Annotated in this window: 15 protein-coding genes; 8 read left to right on the top strand and 7 right to left on the bottom strand. The window is 65.9% G+C overall.

The window, feature by feature from the left end; all coding sequences use genetic code 11:
* Positions 1-21: 21 nt before the first annotated feature.
* From ACFVU2_RS01675 to ACFVU2_RS01655, 5 genes are all read left to right on the top strand, one after another.
* Positions 22-1014: an amidohydrolase family protein gene (locus ACFVU2_RS01675; RefSeq protein ID WP_387870185.1), complete on the top strand. Its 993-nt coding sequence runs from the start codon at positions 22-24 to the stop codon at positions 1012-1014.
* A gap of 52 nt (positions 1015-1066) precedes the next feature.
* Positions 1067-1567, top strand: a complete 501-nt coding sequence (locus tag ACFVU2_RS01670) for a glutathione peroxidase (RefSeq protein ID WP_387870183.1) — start codon at positions 1067-1069, stop codon at positions 1565-1567.
* On the top strand, positions 1564-2595 hold the full coding sequence (locus ACFVU2_RS01665; RefSeq protein ID WP_387870182.1) for a Gfo/Idh/MocA family protein: 1032 nt from the start codon (positions 1564-1566) through the stop codon (positions 2593-2595). Before ACFVU2_RS01670 ends, ACFVU2_RS01665 begins: the two co-directional genes overlap by 4 nt.
* Positions 2596-2611: 16 nt before the next feature.
* The gene (locus ACFVU2_RS01660; RefSeq protein ID WP_387870180.1) at positions 2612-2929 is read left to right on the top strand and encodes a putative quinol monooxygenase; all 318 of its coding nucleotides are present in this window, start codon (positions 2612-2614) and stop codon (positions 2927-2929) included.
* Positions 2930-3039: 110 nt separating this feature from the next.
* Positions 3040-3588 carry a hypothetical protein gene (locus ACFVU2_RS01655; protein WP_387870179.1) on the top strand — a complete coding sequence of 183 codons (549 nt, stop codon included), beginning with the start codon at positions 3040-3042 and terminating at the stop codon, positions 3586-3588.
* A gap of 258 nt (positions 3589-3846) precedes the next feature.
* On the opposite strand, the gene ACFVU2_RS01650 is transcribed toward ACFVU2_RS01655, so the two are convergent.
* Both ACFVU2_RS01650 and ACFVU2_RS01645 read right to left on the bottom strand, forming a co-directional pair.
* Entirely contained in the window at positions 3847-4806 is a 960-nt protein-coding gene (locus tag ACFVU2_RS01650) for a zinc-binding alcohol dehydrogenase family protein (RefSeq protein WP_387870177.1), read from the bottom strand.
* 111 nt (positions 4807-4917) lie between these two features.
* The gene (locus ACFVU2_RS01645) at positions 4918-6279 is read right to left on the bottom strand and encodes a hypothetical protein (protein ID WP_387870176.1); all 1362 of its coding nucleotides are present in this window, start codon (positions 6277-6279) and stop codon (positions 4918-4920) included.
* A gap of 241 nt (positions 6280-6520) precedes the next feature.
* Between ACFVU2_RS01645 and ACFVU2_RS01640 the strand changes: the two genes are divergently transcribed.
* The 3 genes from ACFVU2_RS01640 (at position 6521) to ACFVU2_RS01630 (ending at position 9492) form a co-directional block, all read left to right on the top strand.
* A complete protein-coding gene (locus ACFVU2_RS01640) occupies positions 6521-7114 on the top strand; it encodes a TetR/AcrR family transcriptional regulator (protein WP_387870174.1) in 594 nt (197 codons plus the stop codon).
* Between the two features lie 269 nt (positions 7115-7383).
* Positions 7384-8988, top strand: a complete 1605-nt coding sequence (locus ACFVU2_RS01635; protein WP_387870172.1) for an MDR family MFS transporter — start codon at positions 7384-7386, stop codon at positions 8986-8988.
* A gap of 15 nt (positions 8989-9003) precedes the next feature.
* Positions 9004-9492: a MarR family winged helix-turn-helix transcriptional regulator gene (locus ACFVU2_RS01630; RefSeq protein WP_387870170.1), complete on the top strand. Its 489-nt coding sequence runs from the start codon at positions 9004-9006 to the stop codon at positions 9490-9492.
* Between the two features lie 98 nt (positions 9493-9590).
* Here the strand turns inward: ACFVU2_RS01630 and ACFVU2_RS01625 are convergent, their stop codons facing one another.
* The 5 genes from ACFVU2_RS01625 to ACFVU2_RS01605 are packed head-to-tail and all read right to left on the bottom strand — an operon-like array spanning position 9591 to position 14809.
* Positions 9591-10625: a DNA polymerase IV gene (locus ACFVU2_RS01625; protein WP_387870168.1), complete on the bottom strand. Its 1035-nt coding sequence runs from the start codon at positions 10623-10625 to the stop codon at positions 9591-9593.
* A 38-nt stretch (positions 10626-10663) separates the two neighbouring features.
* Positions 10664-11860 carry a multidrug effflux MFS transporter gene (locus tag ACFVU2_RS01620; protein ID WP_387870167.1) on the bottom strand — a complete coding sequence of 399 codons (1197 nt, stop codon included), beginning with the start codon at positions 11858-11860 and terminating at the stop codon, positions 10664-10666.
* 13 nt (positions 11861-11873) lie between these two features.
* Positions 11874-12968 (bottom strand): Gfo/Idh/MocA family protein, encoded by a 1095-nt coding sequence (locus tag ACFVU2_RS01615; protein WP_387870165.1) that lies wholly within the window; start codon positions 12966-12968, stop codon positions 11874-11876.
* Positions 12965-13987, bottom strand: coding sequence for a DMT family transporter (locus ACFVU2_RS01610; RefSeq protein WP_387870163.1), 1023 nt, complete (start codon positions 13985-13987; stop codon positions 12965-12967). Before ACFVU2_RS01610 ends, ACFVU2_RS01615 begins: the two co-directional genes overlap by 4 nt.
* A 51-nt stretch (positions 13988-14038) precedes the next feature.
* Positions 14039-14809 (bottom strand): SDR family NAD(P)-dependent oxidoreductase, encoded by a 771-nt coding sequence (locus tag ACFVU2_RS01605; protein WP_387870161.1) that lies wholly within the window; start codon positions 14807-14809, stop codon positions 14039-14041.
* Positions 14810-14894: the final 85 nt, after the last annotated feature.

The raw sequence follows: 14894 nt of genomic DNA, 5'->3' as shown, positions 1-14894 counted from the left end.
GACACAACGGAGAGGATCGTCATGCGAAACGTCATCGCTATCGAGGAACACATCGTCGTACCCGACGACGCCCACGTCGCGCTCTGGCGTGACAGCGTTCCTATGATTCCCGACGCCGGTATCGCGGCGACCCGTCCTGTCCTCGAGGACGTCGGTGCGAATCGGCTGGCGGCGATGGACAACACGGGAATCGATCTGGCGATCCTCTCCAACGTCGGCACCGTCCAACCACTGCTCGACCGGTTGATGGCCGAGCGGATGGCTGCCGAGGCGAACGACTATCTCGCTGGGGTGGTCGCCGGGCGGCCCGACCGCTATCAGGGATTCGCCACAATCGCCCTTCAGGATCCGGAGGCGGGCGCCATCGAGCTCGAGCGGGCCGTGAAGGGGCTCGGGCTGCGCGGTGTCATGCTGTTCGGTCCGACCAACGGCCTCTACCTCGACCATCCCCGATTCGAGGTCTTCTGGTCGGCCGTCGAAGCGCTCGACGTCCCTGTCTTCCTCCACCCTGCGACGCCACCGGTGTTCCCGGCGAACCTGGTCGGTCGGGAAGAGCTAGCGGGAGCAGTGTGGGGCTGGACGATGGAGACCGGAACTCACTTCCTCCGGCTGGTCTTCGGCGGCGTCTTCGACCGGCATCCGAACGCGCGGGTGATCCTCGGCCACCTTGGAGAGACGATCCCGTATCTCGCTGCCCGTCTCGACTCGCGCGCCCGCGCGATGGGATGGTACTCGGGGAGCGGCAAGACCCCCAGCCGCTTCCTCCGCGACAACCTGCTCGTCGCCACCTCGGGTGTGTTCTCGGACCCTCCACTGCGATGTGCGATCTCCACCCTGGGCGCGGAGAACATCATGTTCGCCCTCGACTACCCATTCGAGTCCCAGTCGGAGGCGACCGACTGGTTCGACGGGGCCGAGATGTCCGGGTACGAGCGTGGCCTGATCGGACGCTCGAACGCGGAACGGGTTTTCGCCCTTGCCACCGACCCCTCCGTGCGTGCTCTCAGGCACTGACACAACCCGCCGCACACAAGAGACAGAACAGCAACCCGAATCGGAGACTCAGATGACGATGCAGGACATCCCTTTTCAGACGATCGACGGTGAGACCACCAGTCTCGGAGAGCTCGGGGCTCCGGTGGTGCTCGTCGTCAATGTGGCGTCCCGATGCGGCCTCACCCCGCAGTACGAGGCACTGGAGGAGTTGCAGAAGAAGTACGGCCCGAGGGGATTCACGGTGGTCGGATTCCCGAGCAACCAGTTCAACCAGGAACTCGATTCCGCCGACGCGATCAAGGAGTTCTGCTCCCTGACCTGGGGAGTGACGTTCCCGATGGCCGAGAAGGTCGAGGTCAACGGACCGACGGCGCACCCGCTCTTCACCCGACTCACCCAGTACGCCGACGCGAACGGGGAAGCGGGGGATGTCGAGTGGAACTTCGAGAAGTTCCTCGTCGGTCGCGGTGACGGCGAGGTCGCTCGGTTCCGTCCGAAGACTCTGCCCGACTCGCCTGAAGTGGTTTCGGCGATCGAGTCGGCGCTTGCCGCCGTTCGACGCGACGCGTGACGGACGCCGTCCTCACCCCCACCGGGCGGAGGCTGGGCTGGGGTGTCGTCGGTGCCGGCGCCGTCGCGTCGAAGCTTGTCGCTGATCTCCAACTGCTGCCCGACGCCCGGCTGGTCGGTGTCGTGGCCTCCCGCCTGGCGTCGGCGCAGCGTTTCGCAGACGGGTTCGGTGCGCCGTTCGCGGGCGCGGGCGCATCCGGCCTGAGCGCGCTGTTGGAGGAGCCTGCAGTTGACGTCGTCTACGTGGCGACGCCGCACGACTCCCACTTCGCGGTCGCGCTGACAGCGTTGCGAGCGGGCAAGCACGTCCTGTGTGAGAAGCCCTTCACTGTGAATGCCGCACAGGCTGAACGACTGGTCGAGGAGGCGCGTGCGTCCGGCGTCTTCCTCATGGAGGCCGTGTGGACGCGATTCATCCCATCCGTCCTGGCTCTACTCGCCGAGGTCCGATCCGGTCGCATCGGGGAGCCGCGGCGCCTAGCCGCCGACATCGGCTTCCCGGTCCCATTCGACACCGACAGTCGTCTGTGGAAGCCGGACAACGCCGCTGGCGCCCTGCTGGAGATGGGGTCGTATCCATTGACGTGGGCGGCCGCCGTCTTCGGTCAGCCACGCGGCCTCACCGCGAGCGGGACGCTGTCACCGAACGGGGTCGATGCCGAAATTCTCGCGTCCCTCGAGTACGGTGGCGGTCGGCGAGCCGACGTCGTCGCATCCTTCGCTTCGTACGGGCCAGGCGAGGTCACGATCGTCGGCTCTCGCGGCTGGGTACGCACGCGTGGCCCGATCCACAGCCCCGCCGGATTCGTCGTCAACGTCGCCGGCTCCGCCCCCGAGGAGCGCACCGTCGAGCATGTCGGTTTCGGGTACGCCCACCAACTGCGCGCGGTCACCTCCGCGATCCACGCGGGCGCAAACGAGAGTGCAATCGTGCCGCTCGACGAGAGCATCGCCACGATGCGGACCATGGACAAACTGCGCGGCATCGTGGGGGTCCGCTACCCCGACGAGGTCGAATCGACCACCTGAGAAAGAGGAGGATCACATGTCGGACGCCATCATCGTCATCGCCACATTCACGCCCCATGCCGGCCGCCAGGAGGACCTGATCGCCGCACTCCGGGCAACAGTGCCTGCCATCCATCAGGAAGACGGCTGCCTGCTGTACTCGGTGAACCGCGGTCGCGATGGAAGCGTCGTGCAGATCGAGAAGTGGGCGAACCGTGAGCTTCTCGATCAGCATTCCGCCGGCGAGCCGGTCGCCGCGCTCAAGCGGGCCATCGCGCCGCTCCTCGCGCGTCCCCAGGAGCTCGCGGTGCTGACTGCTGTGCCAGTCGGAGATCCGAACAAGGGAGCGCTCTGACTCGGCCAAATCCGAGGAGTGCTCTTGCACGCGTGCGTGGGCGCCTTCTAGAATGAACATTGGGTACGGACCGTATCTAAATCACTCTAGTCGGGCCGTGAGGAGGATCGGTGTCGATCAGTGAGCCCGTGGATTCGCGGGGCGAGGCTCCCGTCTCATCGGAAGAACTCGATGTGTTCCTCCGCCGGTTCTGGGACGCCATCCTCGATGGGCGATCCGACGTGGTGAGCGAGGTGTTCGCAGCCGGCGCCACTCTCGTCACCGCGGATGGTGAGGCTCGCTACGGCACGGCGGAGATCGCCGACTACGTTTCGCGGCGTAGGGATCTTCCCCAGACACATCCTCGCCTCGAACTGCTCCGGGCTGAACGCGCCGGAGCGGCTCTCTTCGTGTTGGCAGCGGCGAGCTCAATGGCGGATGAGCGCCGCCTCACCCACCTCGTGAATCTCGGCCTGGCGCGATTCGAGGGTGAGGTGCGCTGCCTGTCGTGCGCGGTCACGGTGATGAGTGGGCGGTGGCAAGAGGCGTGGAATCGTCGAACACGCCGTCCCAGTTCTCCCTTGGCGGCGGGCGTCCGTGGCGCGGAAGAGTCGCCCGTCGTCGAGGGCGCTAACGTAACGCGACCTCGTTTTGCGCCTCGTCATGACCTGCACGGATGATGTGATTCCTCATGGGGCAACCGGCAGGCCGGGCGAACCGCGAAAGGGCGGCGGGGAGCCGCATCGTGTTGGCCTCGCTCGAGTCGAAGAGAGCAGCCTCCTCGCTGCTGGCCGAGGCGTAGCGGACGACTGTTGCTGCGAAGTTGGCTGGTGCCGGCACCGTCGGCTGGCGCCGGGGCGTGTCCAAGGCGACGCGTTCGGCGCTCGAGGGGAGCTGTTTTCGTGGCAGCGGATCTGACCAACCTGCGCGGTTTTCCGCTATGCGTCAGCGTCCAGCAGGACGCGCCCGACCGGACGTTTCGCTTCCGCGTAAGAGTGCGCGCCTGCGGCTAGGGACAGTGGGTAGACCCGGTCGATGGGGATCCCGATGCGTCCGCCCTCCGCTTCGCGCAGCAGTGAAGAGATGACAACACGTGCGCGGTGTGTACCGATGACGCCGCCGTAGCCGAATCCGAACAGAGTCGCGCTCTTCGTCGCAAGGCTGCGCGGGTCCCAGTGCACGGCCTTGCCCGACGCGCCGCCGACGAGACCGTAGCGTCCGCGGAACGCGAGCGCCTCCAGAAGGGGGGAGCCACCGGCGAGGTCGATGACTACATCCGCACCCCGACCGTCGGTGAGCTCCATCACCCGAGCGGGTACGTCTTCGGCGAGGTAGTCGATTCCCGCGTCTGCTCCGAACTCTACGATCTTCTGCACGCGCTGCGGTTGGGCGGCGATGGCGATGACACGCGCTCCCGCATTTCTCGCGAGGCTCACCGTCGCCAGCCCAACGCCACCGGCCGCACCCCGTACTGCTACCGTTTCCCCTTCCGTCATGCGCGCGAACTCGAAGAGAGCGTCGCTCGCTGTGCCGAACTCGACAGGGATCGTCGCTGCCGCGCGGAGGGAGAGGCCGTCGGGAACGCGGAATACGTGTCGCTCGTCGACGGTCAGCAGTTGCGCATGACTTCCCGACCAGCCGAAGACGACGACGCGTGCACCTGGGTGTACTGAAGAGACGGCTGGCCCTACCTGGTCGACGACACCTGAGGCTTGATAGCCCACGATGTGAGGCGGTCGCGGAGGGGGCGTGTGCCGGCGATTAGCCAGATCGCCGCCCTGTATCGCGATGTATTTCACTCGGATGCGTACCATCCCTGCTTCTGCCACAGGGTCGGGCATCTCGACGTACTCGAGGACTTCCGGTTCCCCGTTGACGCTGTACGCCGCGGCCTTCATGCGGGCATTCCTTTCATTCGTCGGTCGTGCGGCGGGCGGTGAATGATGTCGCCGCCCGCCGCACCGATAGTGCGTGCCGAAACTTCTCCGGCTCGGCGAGGCACGCTTGTTCTATTGAGAGAGCTCGAGGAAGTGTCGGAACTCGATCGCGAGGTGCTCGCGGTGCTCCTGCAGCATGATCGCGGGTGCGGTTGCGGCGTAGATGATCTGCAGGGAGATCTCGCATCCCGTGGCGGTGTCGCGGGCCTGGTGAATGGCGAAGGCGAATGGGGTGCCGTCGTCGAGGGAGAGCAGACCCGTCGGGATGCTGAGGTCGAAGTCGGGGTCGCGGAACTCCTCGACGGCGTCCGGGAGTGCGGCTCCGGCTGCCACCTGGAATCGGGTGGGGCGTTCGCCGATCGTCTCGACCATCCCCGCCGGATACGCGGGCGGCTGGACGTAGTGCTCGGGGTGCGTGGCCAGCGGATCCCAGCCTCCGGCAAGTGCCTGAGCGACGAACTCCTGGATGAACTGCGTCCCCGTGATACCGGTGACGGTCAGGAATGTGCGCGAGGAAGCGTACCGCCCGTCGGCCCGTGCGATCAGCGCGTGGTGGAATTCGTCCGACTCTGCGATCTGATCGGCGAGGAGATCGACCATGTCCTGTCCAGGGATCAGGCGCTTCAGGTTCCGCAGCGCTCGCTTCGCCGCACGCAGCTCCCACGCGTCGATGCCGCTGTCGTGGACGCTTTCACCATGAGTGGTCGCTGTGAACGACAGCGTTCCGGGGTCGGCGACAGCGGCGCGAACGTAGTTGCGGAATTCGATCGCCAGGTGCTCGGAGTGCTCTCGGATCATCAGATCGGACGCGGCGGCCCCGTAGACGATCCGAAGATCGAATTCGGCTCCGGATCCGGTCTCCCGGCCCTCGTGGAGCGCCCAGGCGAAGGCGGTGCCGTCGTCCAGGATGAGTGGTGCTCCACCCAGAGCGATGGGGTACTCGTCCGGCCGACCAAAGTCTGTGATCGCTGAAGGGAGGGCCTCACCGAACGCGGGCCGGAAGCGCACCGGCATCTCTCCGATGGTCTCGACGATTCCTCCCGTCGCGTACTGAGGCGGCATGACGTAGTGCTCGGGGTGCGCCTTCAACTGGTCGACCTCGTCGAAGCCGCTCGTCATACTGCGGACCTGATGGGCCGCGAAGTCCGCGGCGGAGATCCCGGTCACAGTGAGGATCGTCTCGGCGACGCGGTAGCCGCCTCCGCTGCGGGCGATCAGGTCCTTGTGGAAGATGTCCCCGTCCTCGATCTGCTCGGCGAGGAGGTCCATCATCTTCTGCCCGCGATTGAGACTCTTGAGGTTGAGGAGCGCGCGCTTTGCCGCGCGCAACTCCCACATGTCGACGCCCGCGTCGTCGAACGTTCCGTCTTCTGTCCGTGCCACTACCGTCAGGCCCCGAGGCATCGCCAGTTCGGCGCTTTTCGCATTGCTCATCGACTCGTCCTTCCTTGTCCGACTCCGTCGTCGGCCCCTCACTCGATCCGGAACCGCATCCGGATTAGAGTACGGTGCGTACTCTAATCGACGATCGTAAACTTGTCGCAGAAGGCCCGCAACCGTCGGGGCCGCTACTCGGGGCCGGACGGACTGCTGTGAATGGAGAAGATGTGGACCCGACGGCTGTTCCGCCAGCTTGCCTGCGCGCCGGTGGCGCTCGGATGCGGGGCGGTCCCCGGTGACGGGAAAATCGCGGCGACGAGGGCCGGCCTTAGAAGCTGCGATCTACGCAGCCATTCAGAACCAGCTGGCGGAGGTCGGATACGCAGGCCTCAGCTTCGAGGGTGTCGCGGCGGAGGCTGGGACGAGCAAAGGCGTTTTGTACCGCAGGTGGTCGACGAAGGCCCAGATGGTCGTCGCGGCTACTGCGAACGCGGCCGACGAGACACCAATCATAATCTCCGACACAGGATCCCTCCGCGGGGATCTGCTTGCGCTCTTGGGCGCGGTCCAGTCACTCTTCTCCACCCAGGATCGCGAGACCGTCCTCTCGCTCCTGGCCCAGCTCGGGTCACCGGAGATGGCTGACCTTCATCGCTCGCTGCTCACACGCAACACGGAGGTGATCATGCAGATCATCGACCGCGCGCGCGAGCGCGGCGAGCTCGGAAATGGAACTCCGCATACGAGCGTGCTCTCTCTGCCGTTCGACGTCGTGCGACACGACCACTTCATCCTGGGCCAGATGCCTGACGCCGCCTTCGCGGACTTTCTCGACTACTGCTACATCCCGGCGCTCGAGCACGCGACCGGTCGAGACGCCGGCGCGTGACGCGGCGGGGGAGGCTCATGGGCCCATTCGCCGTCGCCCGAGGCTCAGTGACCCGGTTCCCTATCGCATCGCTCAAAGAACTGGATTCTTGGCAACTAGTTGACTAGTGACCAATAGATGCGTAATGTCAACTATCGTTCACAAGCGTGAGCGAGTCGTTGAAAGGGATGTAAATCGTGTCAAGTGCGAGCGCGGCGGAGTCTCCCGCTGCCGAGTCCGGAAAGGGGCACCGTCGGGTCTTAGAAGCTCTGTCGGGCCTTCTCCTAGGAATGTTCGTGTCGATGCTGGCCTCCACGGTCGTATCGACCTCATTGCCCGTGATCGTGCACGACCTTGGTGGGGACCAGGCCGCGTTCACGTGGGTGGTCACAGCTACTCTTCTGACCACGGCGATCTCCACCCCCGTGTGGGGCAAGCTCGCCGACCTGGTCAACCGGAAGCTGCTCTTCCAGATCGCCATCGTGATCTTCGTGCTCGCGACCGCACTCGCCGGATTCGCTCAGGAACCGACCCTGCTGATCACTGCGCGGGCGATTCAGGGTGTCGGCGCCGGTGGTCTCGCAGCACTCAGCCAGGTCATCATGGCCGACATTCTCAGCCCACGCGAGCGCGGACGCTACATGGGCCTCTTCGGTGCGGTGATGGCTGTCGCCACAGTGGGTGGACCGCTCCTCGGAGGTGTCATCACCGATGGTCTGGGATGGCGGTGGAACTTTTTCGTCTCGCTCCCCGTTGCGGTGCTCGCCCTCATCATCGTGCAGGTTACGCTGCGCCTGCCAAAGGTCGAGCGCCGGAAGGTCTCGATTGACTACACCGGAATCGTCCTGCTCTCGGTCGCGGTGTCCCTGCTTCTGATCTGGGTGACAGGAGCGGGCAAGAACTTCGACTGGTGGAGCGGCACCACGATCTGGATGGTGTCTGTCGCGCTGGTGGCCGCCATTGCATTCATCATCGTCGAACTGCGATCGAAAGAGCCGCTCATCCCGCTGTCGCTATTCCGTGACCGAACGTTCACCCTGTCAGTGATCGCGTCGATCTCCACGGGCATCGCCATGTTCGGCGCGTCGGTCTACCTCAGCCAGTACATGCAGCTCGCCCGCGGCGCGACGCCGACGCAGGCCGGCCTGATGACCATTCCGATGATCGCCGGTCTCCTGATCTCCTCGATCGTCGTCGGTGCGCTGATCTCGCGATTCGGCCGCTGGAAGCCCTACCTCGTCGTCGGTGCGCTCTCCCTGATCGCCGGGAGCAGCCTGCTCGCTACCATCCACTACGACACGAACTTCGCCCTCGTATCGCTCTACATGTTCCTGCTCGGCGCCGGCGTCGGAATGACGATGCAGAATCTTGTTCTCGTCGTTCAGAACACCGCCAAGCCGACCGAGATCGGTGTGGCGAGCTCGGGAGTTACCTTCTTCCGCAGTCTCGGCGGAACGATCGGGGTGTCAGTGATGGGCGCCGCTCTCGCTTCCAGCGTGACCGGATTGTTGGGGGACGCCAAGGGCAAGATCGCTGCAGCACTCGCCGGACTCGGGGACAAGGCACCCTATTGGGTCGAGCAGCTGCACTCAGGTTCGCTGCCCGACGTAGCCGCGATGCCGCCAGCGCTCCGAGTCATCTTCGAGGACATCTACGCGCAGGGAATCGCGTCGTCCTTCCTCATCGCTGTGCCGTTCGCAGTCCTCAGCCTTCTCGCGATCGTGTTCCTGCCCAACGCCTCACTGTCTAGAATGACCACTCGGGAGCGTGCGCAGGCCAGCGAGGCTGACCTTGCAACCGTCACGGTTCCCGAAGGAGTACCGACGGTGACGGGTTCTCTTGACGCACGCACCAGCGGAGCGGATGGCCCGGCCTCGGGCGGCAGCGCTCATTAGCCAAAGGAATTGCGAATGAATACCCCGCCCCGGTCGCCAGTCGACGGCCCTTCTGGTGACCGGGCGGAGGCCATCCGCGAACTCGAAGCGGGATTCACAGAACTCATGGGGACATTCCGCCGGCTCGTGACTGAGAACGCGCAGTTGGTGAGCGACGGGCTCTCGCCTAGCGCGTTCCGGGTTTTCCTGACCATCGCCCAGCATGAGAGCATCTCGCCGGGATCACTCTCGGAAACACTCCTCACCGACAAGAGTCACATCAGCCGAAGCGTGCGAGACCTCGAGAACCGAGGGCTCGTCAAGCGCGAGTTCGACCCGAACGATGCCAGGTCCAGCCTGCTGTCCGCGACCCGTCACGGTCTCGAGCAACTGGAAAAGGCGAACAAGCCCCGGGAGTCGGCGCTGCTCGCCGAACTCGAAGGCTGGCCGGAACGAGACATCCGCAACCTTGCTCGCTTGCTCCATCGGATCTCCGCGCTCTCGACCCGGCCGTCGAGCTCGTAGTGGCGCGGACGCCCTGGCTCGCTGAGCAGGGCGTTACGACAGGACGGGATTTCGACTCGGGCCCGACGAACACCGTGACTGCTGGAACCGAATCGCGGTCAGAATAGCGTCGTGGCCACCGTGGTCGCGGGCATGAGACCAGTGAGTGTGACCCTCAACCCGGAGAGCGGCTGCACTGGTCGCGGTGCTCGTGCTCGGCATGCGTCCAGCCAGATCCGAGAGTCGGCCGTAGGAGTCGCTTCGGTGTGCTTGAAGATGACATTCGGCTGTCCTCCGCGCACAAAGAGGCTGACAGTGACGCCGCTGGCGACAAGCTCGGCGCGAGCGATCCGTCGGCACGCTCGCACTACGCACTGCTCGAGCATCTGACCCGGAGTCCAGTCCGGCCGCCTGTAGCCGCCCGTCGCGACCTCAGCCGTCAGGGAGGTCCGAGATCGGACGCTCCGCACGGTCGCATCGTCGGTACCGTCCCGATATCGCAGCAGCCGTCGTGCCATCGTCGTCCCGCACGTCTGCGCCAACACATCGGTTCGGACGGTATCGATTTCGCCGAGTCGCTTGACACCCAGCGTGCTGAGTCGTCGGATCGTGCGATCGCCGACACCCCACAACTGAGTCACAGGCAGGGTGACGCGGAGGCCTGCTTCGGCGTCAGGTCCGATTTCGCTGAGACCGTCGGGCTTGGCGGCCCGTGAGGCGAGCTTCGCCATCAGCTTGGTGCGGCCCACGCCAACACTGATCGGGATACCTAACTCGGCGAAGGCGCGACGTCGCAGGCGATGCCCTGCCTCGACTGCCCGCTCCCAGTCGTCGCCCACATCGAGAAAGGCCTCCTCCATCGACCCCGGTTCCACACCACGCGCAATCCCCTCGAAGAGCTCGAAGAGTGCGTCGCTCGCGCTCTCCACCGCGGTCCGATCGACGTCGACCAGGATGAGTTCGGGTAAGACCCGCACGGCCTCCGCCGCGAGCATTCCGCTCGTGATTCCTCGTGCCCGCGCAGGGTAGTTCGCACTCGCCACATATACGTGAGCGACGACCGCCATCGGTCGCGCCTGAAGTTCAGGCCGTGACCGCATCGCTACCGCCGCAAAGAAGCAGTCGGCATCCGCGTGCAGCACCACTGACGACATACCGACAATAGTACTAGTGTTCGAATGATTCGGCGTGCTTACCCGCGACGCGTCCTCGCACCCATGATGGCGGCGAGGATCGCGCACGCGAAGAGCGCTGCCATGAGCGAAGCCATGACGAGCACCGTCTCGGACCCGATCAGCCCCGTGAGCGGGGTCGTGCATGCGCCTACCAGGAACGGGATTCCACCGCCGAGGGCGGACGCGGTACCGGCCGATCGACGGCCCGCTTCCTGAGTGATAGACGAGTTCGACGGCAGATACGTCCCGAGACCGAAGGTCATTACACCGAGACAGGTCCAGACAGCTGCCAGCGGTGGCTGATGGCCGGGGGAGATCAGGGTGACTGTGAGCAGGGCGGCAACCGCGAGGCTCTGGACTCCGATTGCCAGCCGGCGGAGGGCGAAGGCCCCGAAACGGCCGACCAAAAGTCGGAACAAGATGCTCGAGATCATCATGGCGACGGCGTTGACGGCGAAGACCACGCTGTAGAGCTGCTGGCTGATGCCGAGGTCTTCTTGAAGCACGAACGAGGAGCCGCCGATGTAGACGAAGAAGCCGCCCGTAGTGAAGCATTGGACGATGACAGGTACCACGAAAGCGCGGTCTGTCAATAAGTCCCGGGCTCGAGCCACAAGGCTAGCGAAGCCCCCGGGATGCCGCCGCTCTTTCAGGAGCGTCTCGGGTATTCCCGTCGTCGCGCCGATGACCATCACCACCCCGAGCAGCACGAGGAACCAGAAGACCGTGCGCCAGTCGCCGAACGTGAGGAGGGCGCCGCCGATCGCAGGGCCCGCAACGGGAGCGATCAGTCCGACGGCCGTGAGCGTTCCGAACCGCGCCGCAGCCTCGCGTCCGAACCAGACGTCCGTCACGACGGCGCGCCCCACGGCGGCCCCGACGCCGCACGCGATGCCCTGGAACAGACGCGCGATGATCAGCAGCCACGCGCTGGTCGCGACCGCGCAGACGATGGAGAGCGCGGCGAAGGCGATCGATGAGGTGACGATGAGTCCGCGCCGTCCACGAGCGTCGCTCCAGGACCCGCCCATCAACTGCCCGACCGCCATCCCCGCGATGCAGGCCGTCATGGTCAGCTGGGCGACGGACGACGACACCCCGAGGTCGGCTGCGAGTCGCGGAAGCGCGGCGACGTACGTGTCGGTCGAAAGCGCCCCGGTCGCGGCCACGAGAAGCAGAGCCGGAAAGTAGGGGCGCCGGATGGCCGGCCTCACGCGGATTTCACTGTCATGACACTGCCGCATACTCGGTTTCGACGTCCACCCAGGCATTCTCCCGGGCCGAAACCAGAGTCGCCTCGGTCAAGCGCGCGGCCCGAAGGCCGTCGGCGAATCGCGGCGGGGCGGCGTCCGGTTCCCCGGCCACCGCGGCGTAGACGGACGCCACGAAGTCGTTGAAGCAGTGTTGGTACCCCTGAGGATGTCCTGACGGGAGGGCCGACGCTCGCGCTCGCGCGGTGAGATGCTGACGCTCCGGGTCTCGTACCACCCACCGGTTCTCGTCGAGCTCGCCCTGCCAGAAGGTGTCGGGCGCCTCCTGATCGAAGGAGTAGGAGCGATCCGCGCCGTCGATCGAGAACCACAGCCGGTTCTTTCGTCCGGCACTCACTTGGGACACGACCAGCGACCCGATCGAGCCGGCGTCGGTGGCGAACTGGATCACACCGCCGTCCTCCGTCGCGTTCGCGGCAGCATCTCCAGCCCGTACGAACGCGTTTCCGAGTCGCGCGGAGAGGGAGACGATGCGCTGGCCGGTCACGAATTCGATCAGATCACACCAGTGCACACCGATGTCGCCGAACGCACGACTCCCGCCGCCCAGCTTCGGATCGACCCGCCAGTTCATCGAGGTGGGCTCGGCGAGCCAGTCCTGCAGGTAGCTTCCGTGGAGCAGCCACGGCTGTTCGGCCTCCGAGCGACTGGCAAGGCGCGCCTTGATCTCCTGGACGGCGGCGTAATAGCGATACACGAACGGCACGGCCGCGACCACTCCGGCCTGCGCCGCCGACTCCGTCAGCCGCAGCGCGGCGTCGACCGAGGTTGCCAGCGGCTTCTCGCAGATGACGGCAACAGAGCGGCCGATCGCATGGGCGGCTTGCGCTTCGTGCAGATGGTTGGGCGTGCACACATGCACGACGTCTGCACCGGCGTCGATCAACGCATCGATCGATGCAAACCCGCGGGCTCCCGGGTAGTGCCGGGCAGCCTCGTTCGCCTTGTCCTGCGTGGACGCGACGAAGCCGACGAGCTCGCCTCCTGCCGCGAGCACAGCCTGCGCGTGGACTCGGCTCATGAAGCCTGTCCCGACAATCCCACTTTTCATCGTCGTGATCCTTCCTTTTCGACTCGGACTCTCCGTATCGATGTCGTCTCTCGTCGTGCGCGCACCAGCGGGCCGCCCAGAGGCAACACGATCGCGATCATGGCCAACGCGACTCCGAGGAGTGTCGTCCAGCTCGGAGCGGCCCCGGAGACGAGTACATCGAGTCCGACGGCCCCGACCATCTGGCCGGCGATCGCTCCGAGCGCAAGAAGCAGCACGCCGATCTCGCGGACCACCGCGGCCTGCACGCCGACGAAGGCAATGCCCAGCAACCCGCCGACATAGGCCAGTGGATTCGACGGCAGCGTGCCCCCTGGCCATCCGGCCACGATGGTCGCCACCACGAATGCTCCGCTGAGAACGACTGTTCCGACTGCGAAGTTCACGAGTGTCGCCGCCGCCGTTCCCGCGAGGGCCGCGGCGGTCGAAGGCTTCGCGGACATATCGGCGGCCTGTCGGATCCGGCCGTTGAGAGCTTGCTGGACGGACAGCGTCATGCCTGCGACGACGGGGAGGAGAACGGCGCCGATCGCGGACGGGCGGGTGAGTGCCTGGGCTGCGGTGAGGGAAGCGGCGACGAGGATCAACGCGGCCGCAAGCACTCGAGTCGCCGAGAGGGCGCGCGCGCCTCCGGGTGTCAACCCGAAGCGGTCGACGACGAGGGAGGCGACGGTCTGGCCTGCGACAGCGGCGACAGTGAACAGGGCGACACCGAGGATTCCCACGGCGAGGCCCTGGGATGCCACGTACATCGCGCCGCAAGCACCTCCGAGGAGCTCCCACCAGCGCAGGCCCCGGCTGCGCAGGCCCGACACGATGAGCGCGGTCGACGATCGGGCGGCCGGCCAGGCGGAGACGGCGACGGCGAGGACGAGGAGGCCAGTCACGAACGAGATGACGGCGGCAGCCCATCCACTCCCCAGACTGACGCCCAACGCGCCATTGACGCGACTCTGGGTAGCCGCGCACAACCCACCGCAAATGGCGGCGATGACGCCAATGGTCTTTCCTCGTGTCACGCGACCACGCGCTCTCCTATCCCGGGCTTCGATTGCATTGCAGGCCGTGCCTCACCGAGCAGTCACGCCGCCATCGACGAACAGGGTCTGTCCGGTGATGAAGTCGCTCGCCGGGGAGGCGAGGAAGACCGCGGCCGGCACCAAGTCGTCTACGGTTCCCATCCGGCGGAGCGGGACGGTGGCCTCGAATGCGCGGATCTGCTCGGCACTCCGGCGGCCGGCGCGGCTCGGAGTAAGTGTCGAGGTCGGTCCGATCGCGTTCACTCTGATGCCCTCGGCGCCCCACTCGACGGCCAGTGCTTGCGTGAGGTGGGACACGGCGGCTTTCACCGAGGCGTACGCCGCCGCACCGGGCGCGGTTCCTACCGCGAAGGTCGAACTCAAGTTGATGATCTTGCCGTAGCCGCTCTCGCGCATGAGCGATCCGAACGCCTGGCAGCACAGGAAGAGGCCTTTGAGGCCGACGTCGACGATCGTGTCGAGTTCGTCCGATGGAAGGTCCCACGCGGGACTGTCGATCGAGTAGCCCGCGCTGTTCACCAGCACGGCGATGCTCCCGTGGCGAGCGGCGACCTCGTTTGCGGCATTCGCGACGGATGCGGCGTCGGACACGTCGAGCGCAATGGTTTCGGTCTGTCCCCCTGCCGATTCGATCGCGGCCCCGACCTCTGCGAGTTTGTCCACACGGCGGCCGCAGAGCACGGTTCGTGCACCGGCCGCGGCCAAGCCGAGCGCGATCCCTCTACCGATACCTTCGCTGGCGCCTGTGATCACGGCGACGCGATCGGCAAGGGGGAGGTTGCTTGCCGAGGTGCTGCTCATGTGGTCTCCTTCGACGAATTAACGATGGCTGAGAACACTATAGTAATGCTTTACTATGGCTCAGACCAAGCGCGCCCGGAGTGCG

This window comes from Leifsonia sp. NPDC058194 (assembly GCF_042883605.1).
Taxonomy (GTDB): domain Bacteria; phylum Actinomycetota; class Actinomycetes; order Actinomycetales; family Microbacteriaceae; genus Leifsonia.
The sequence above is the reverse complement of the archived record's forward strand: the minus strand, read 5'-3'. Positions and strand labels throughout refer to the sequence as shown.

Excerpts from the sequence above, each read along its gene's own strand:
- ACFVU2_RS01675 (WP_387870185.1), top strand. The coding sequence starts at position 22 with ATGCGAAACGTCATCGCTATCGAGGAACACATCGTCGTACCCGACGAC.
- ACFVU2_RS01670 (WP_387870183.1), top strand. The coding sequence starts at position 1,067 with ATGACGATGCAGGACATCCCTTTTCAGACGATCGACGGTGAGACCACC.
- ACFVU2_RS01660 (WP_387870180.1), top strand. The coding sequence starts at position 2,612 with ATGTCGGACGCCATCATCGTCATCGCCACATTCACGCCCCATGCCGGC.
- ACFVU2_RS01650 (WP_387870177.1), bottom strand. The coding sequence starts at position 4,806 with ATGAAGGCCGCGGCGTACAGCGTCAACGGGGAACCGGAAGTCCTCGAG.
- ACFVU2_RS01645 (WP_387870176.1), bottom strand. The coding sequence starts at position 6,279 with ATGAGCAATGCGAAAAGCGCCGAACTGGCGATGCCTCGGGGCCTGACG.
- ACFVU2_RS01635 (WP_387870172.1), top strand. The coding sequence starts at position 7,384 with ATGTTCGTGTCGATGCTGGCCTCCACGGTCGTATCGACCTCATTGCCC.
- ACFVU2_RS01630 (WP_387870170.1), top strand. The coding sequence starts at position 9,004 with ATGAATACCCCGCCCCGGTCGCCAGTCGACGGCCCTTCTGGTGACCGG.
- ACFVU2_RS01625 (WP_387870168.1), bottom strand. The coding sequence starts at position 10,625 with ATGTCGTCAGTGGTGCTGCACGCGGATGCCGACTGCTTCTTTGCGGCG.
- ACFVU2_RS01615 (WP_387870165.1), bottom strand. The coding sequence starts at position 12,968 with ATGAAAAGTGGGATTGTCGGGACAGGCTTCATGAGCCGAGTCCACGCG.
- ACFVU2_RS01605 (WP_387870161.1), bottom strand. The coding sequence starts at position 14,809 with ATGAGCAGCACCTCGGCAAGCAACCTCCCCCTTGCCGATCGCGTCGCC.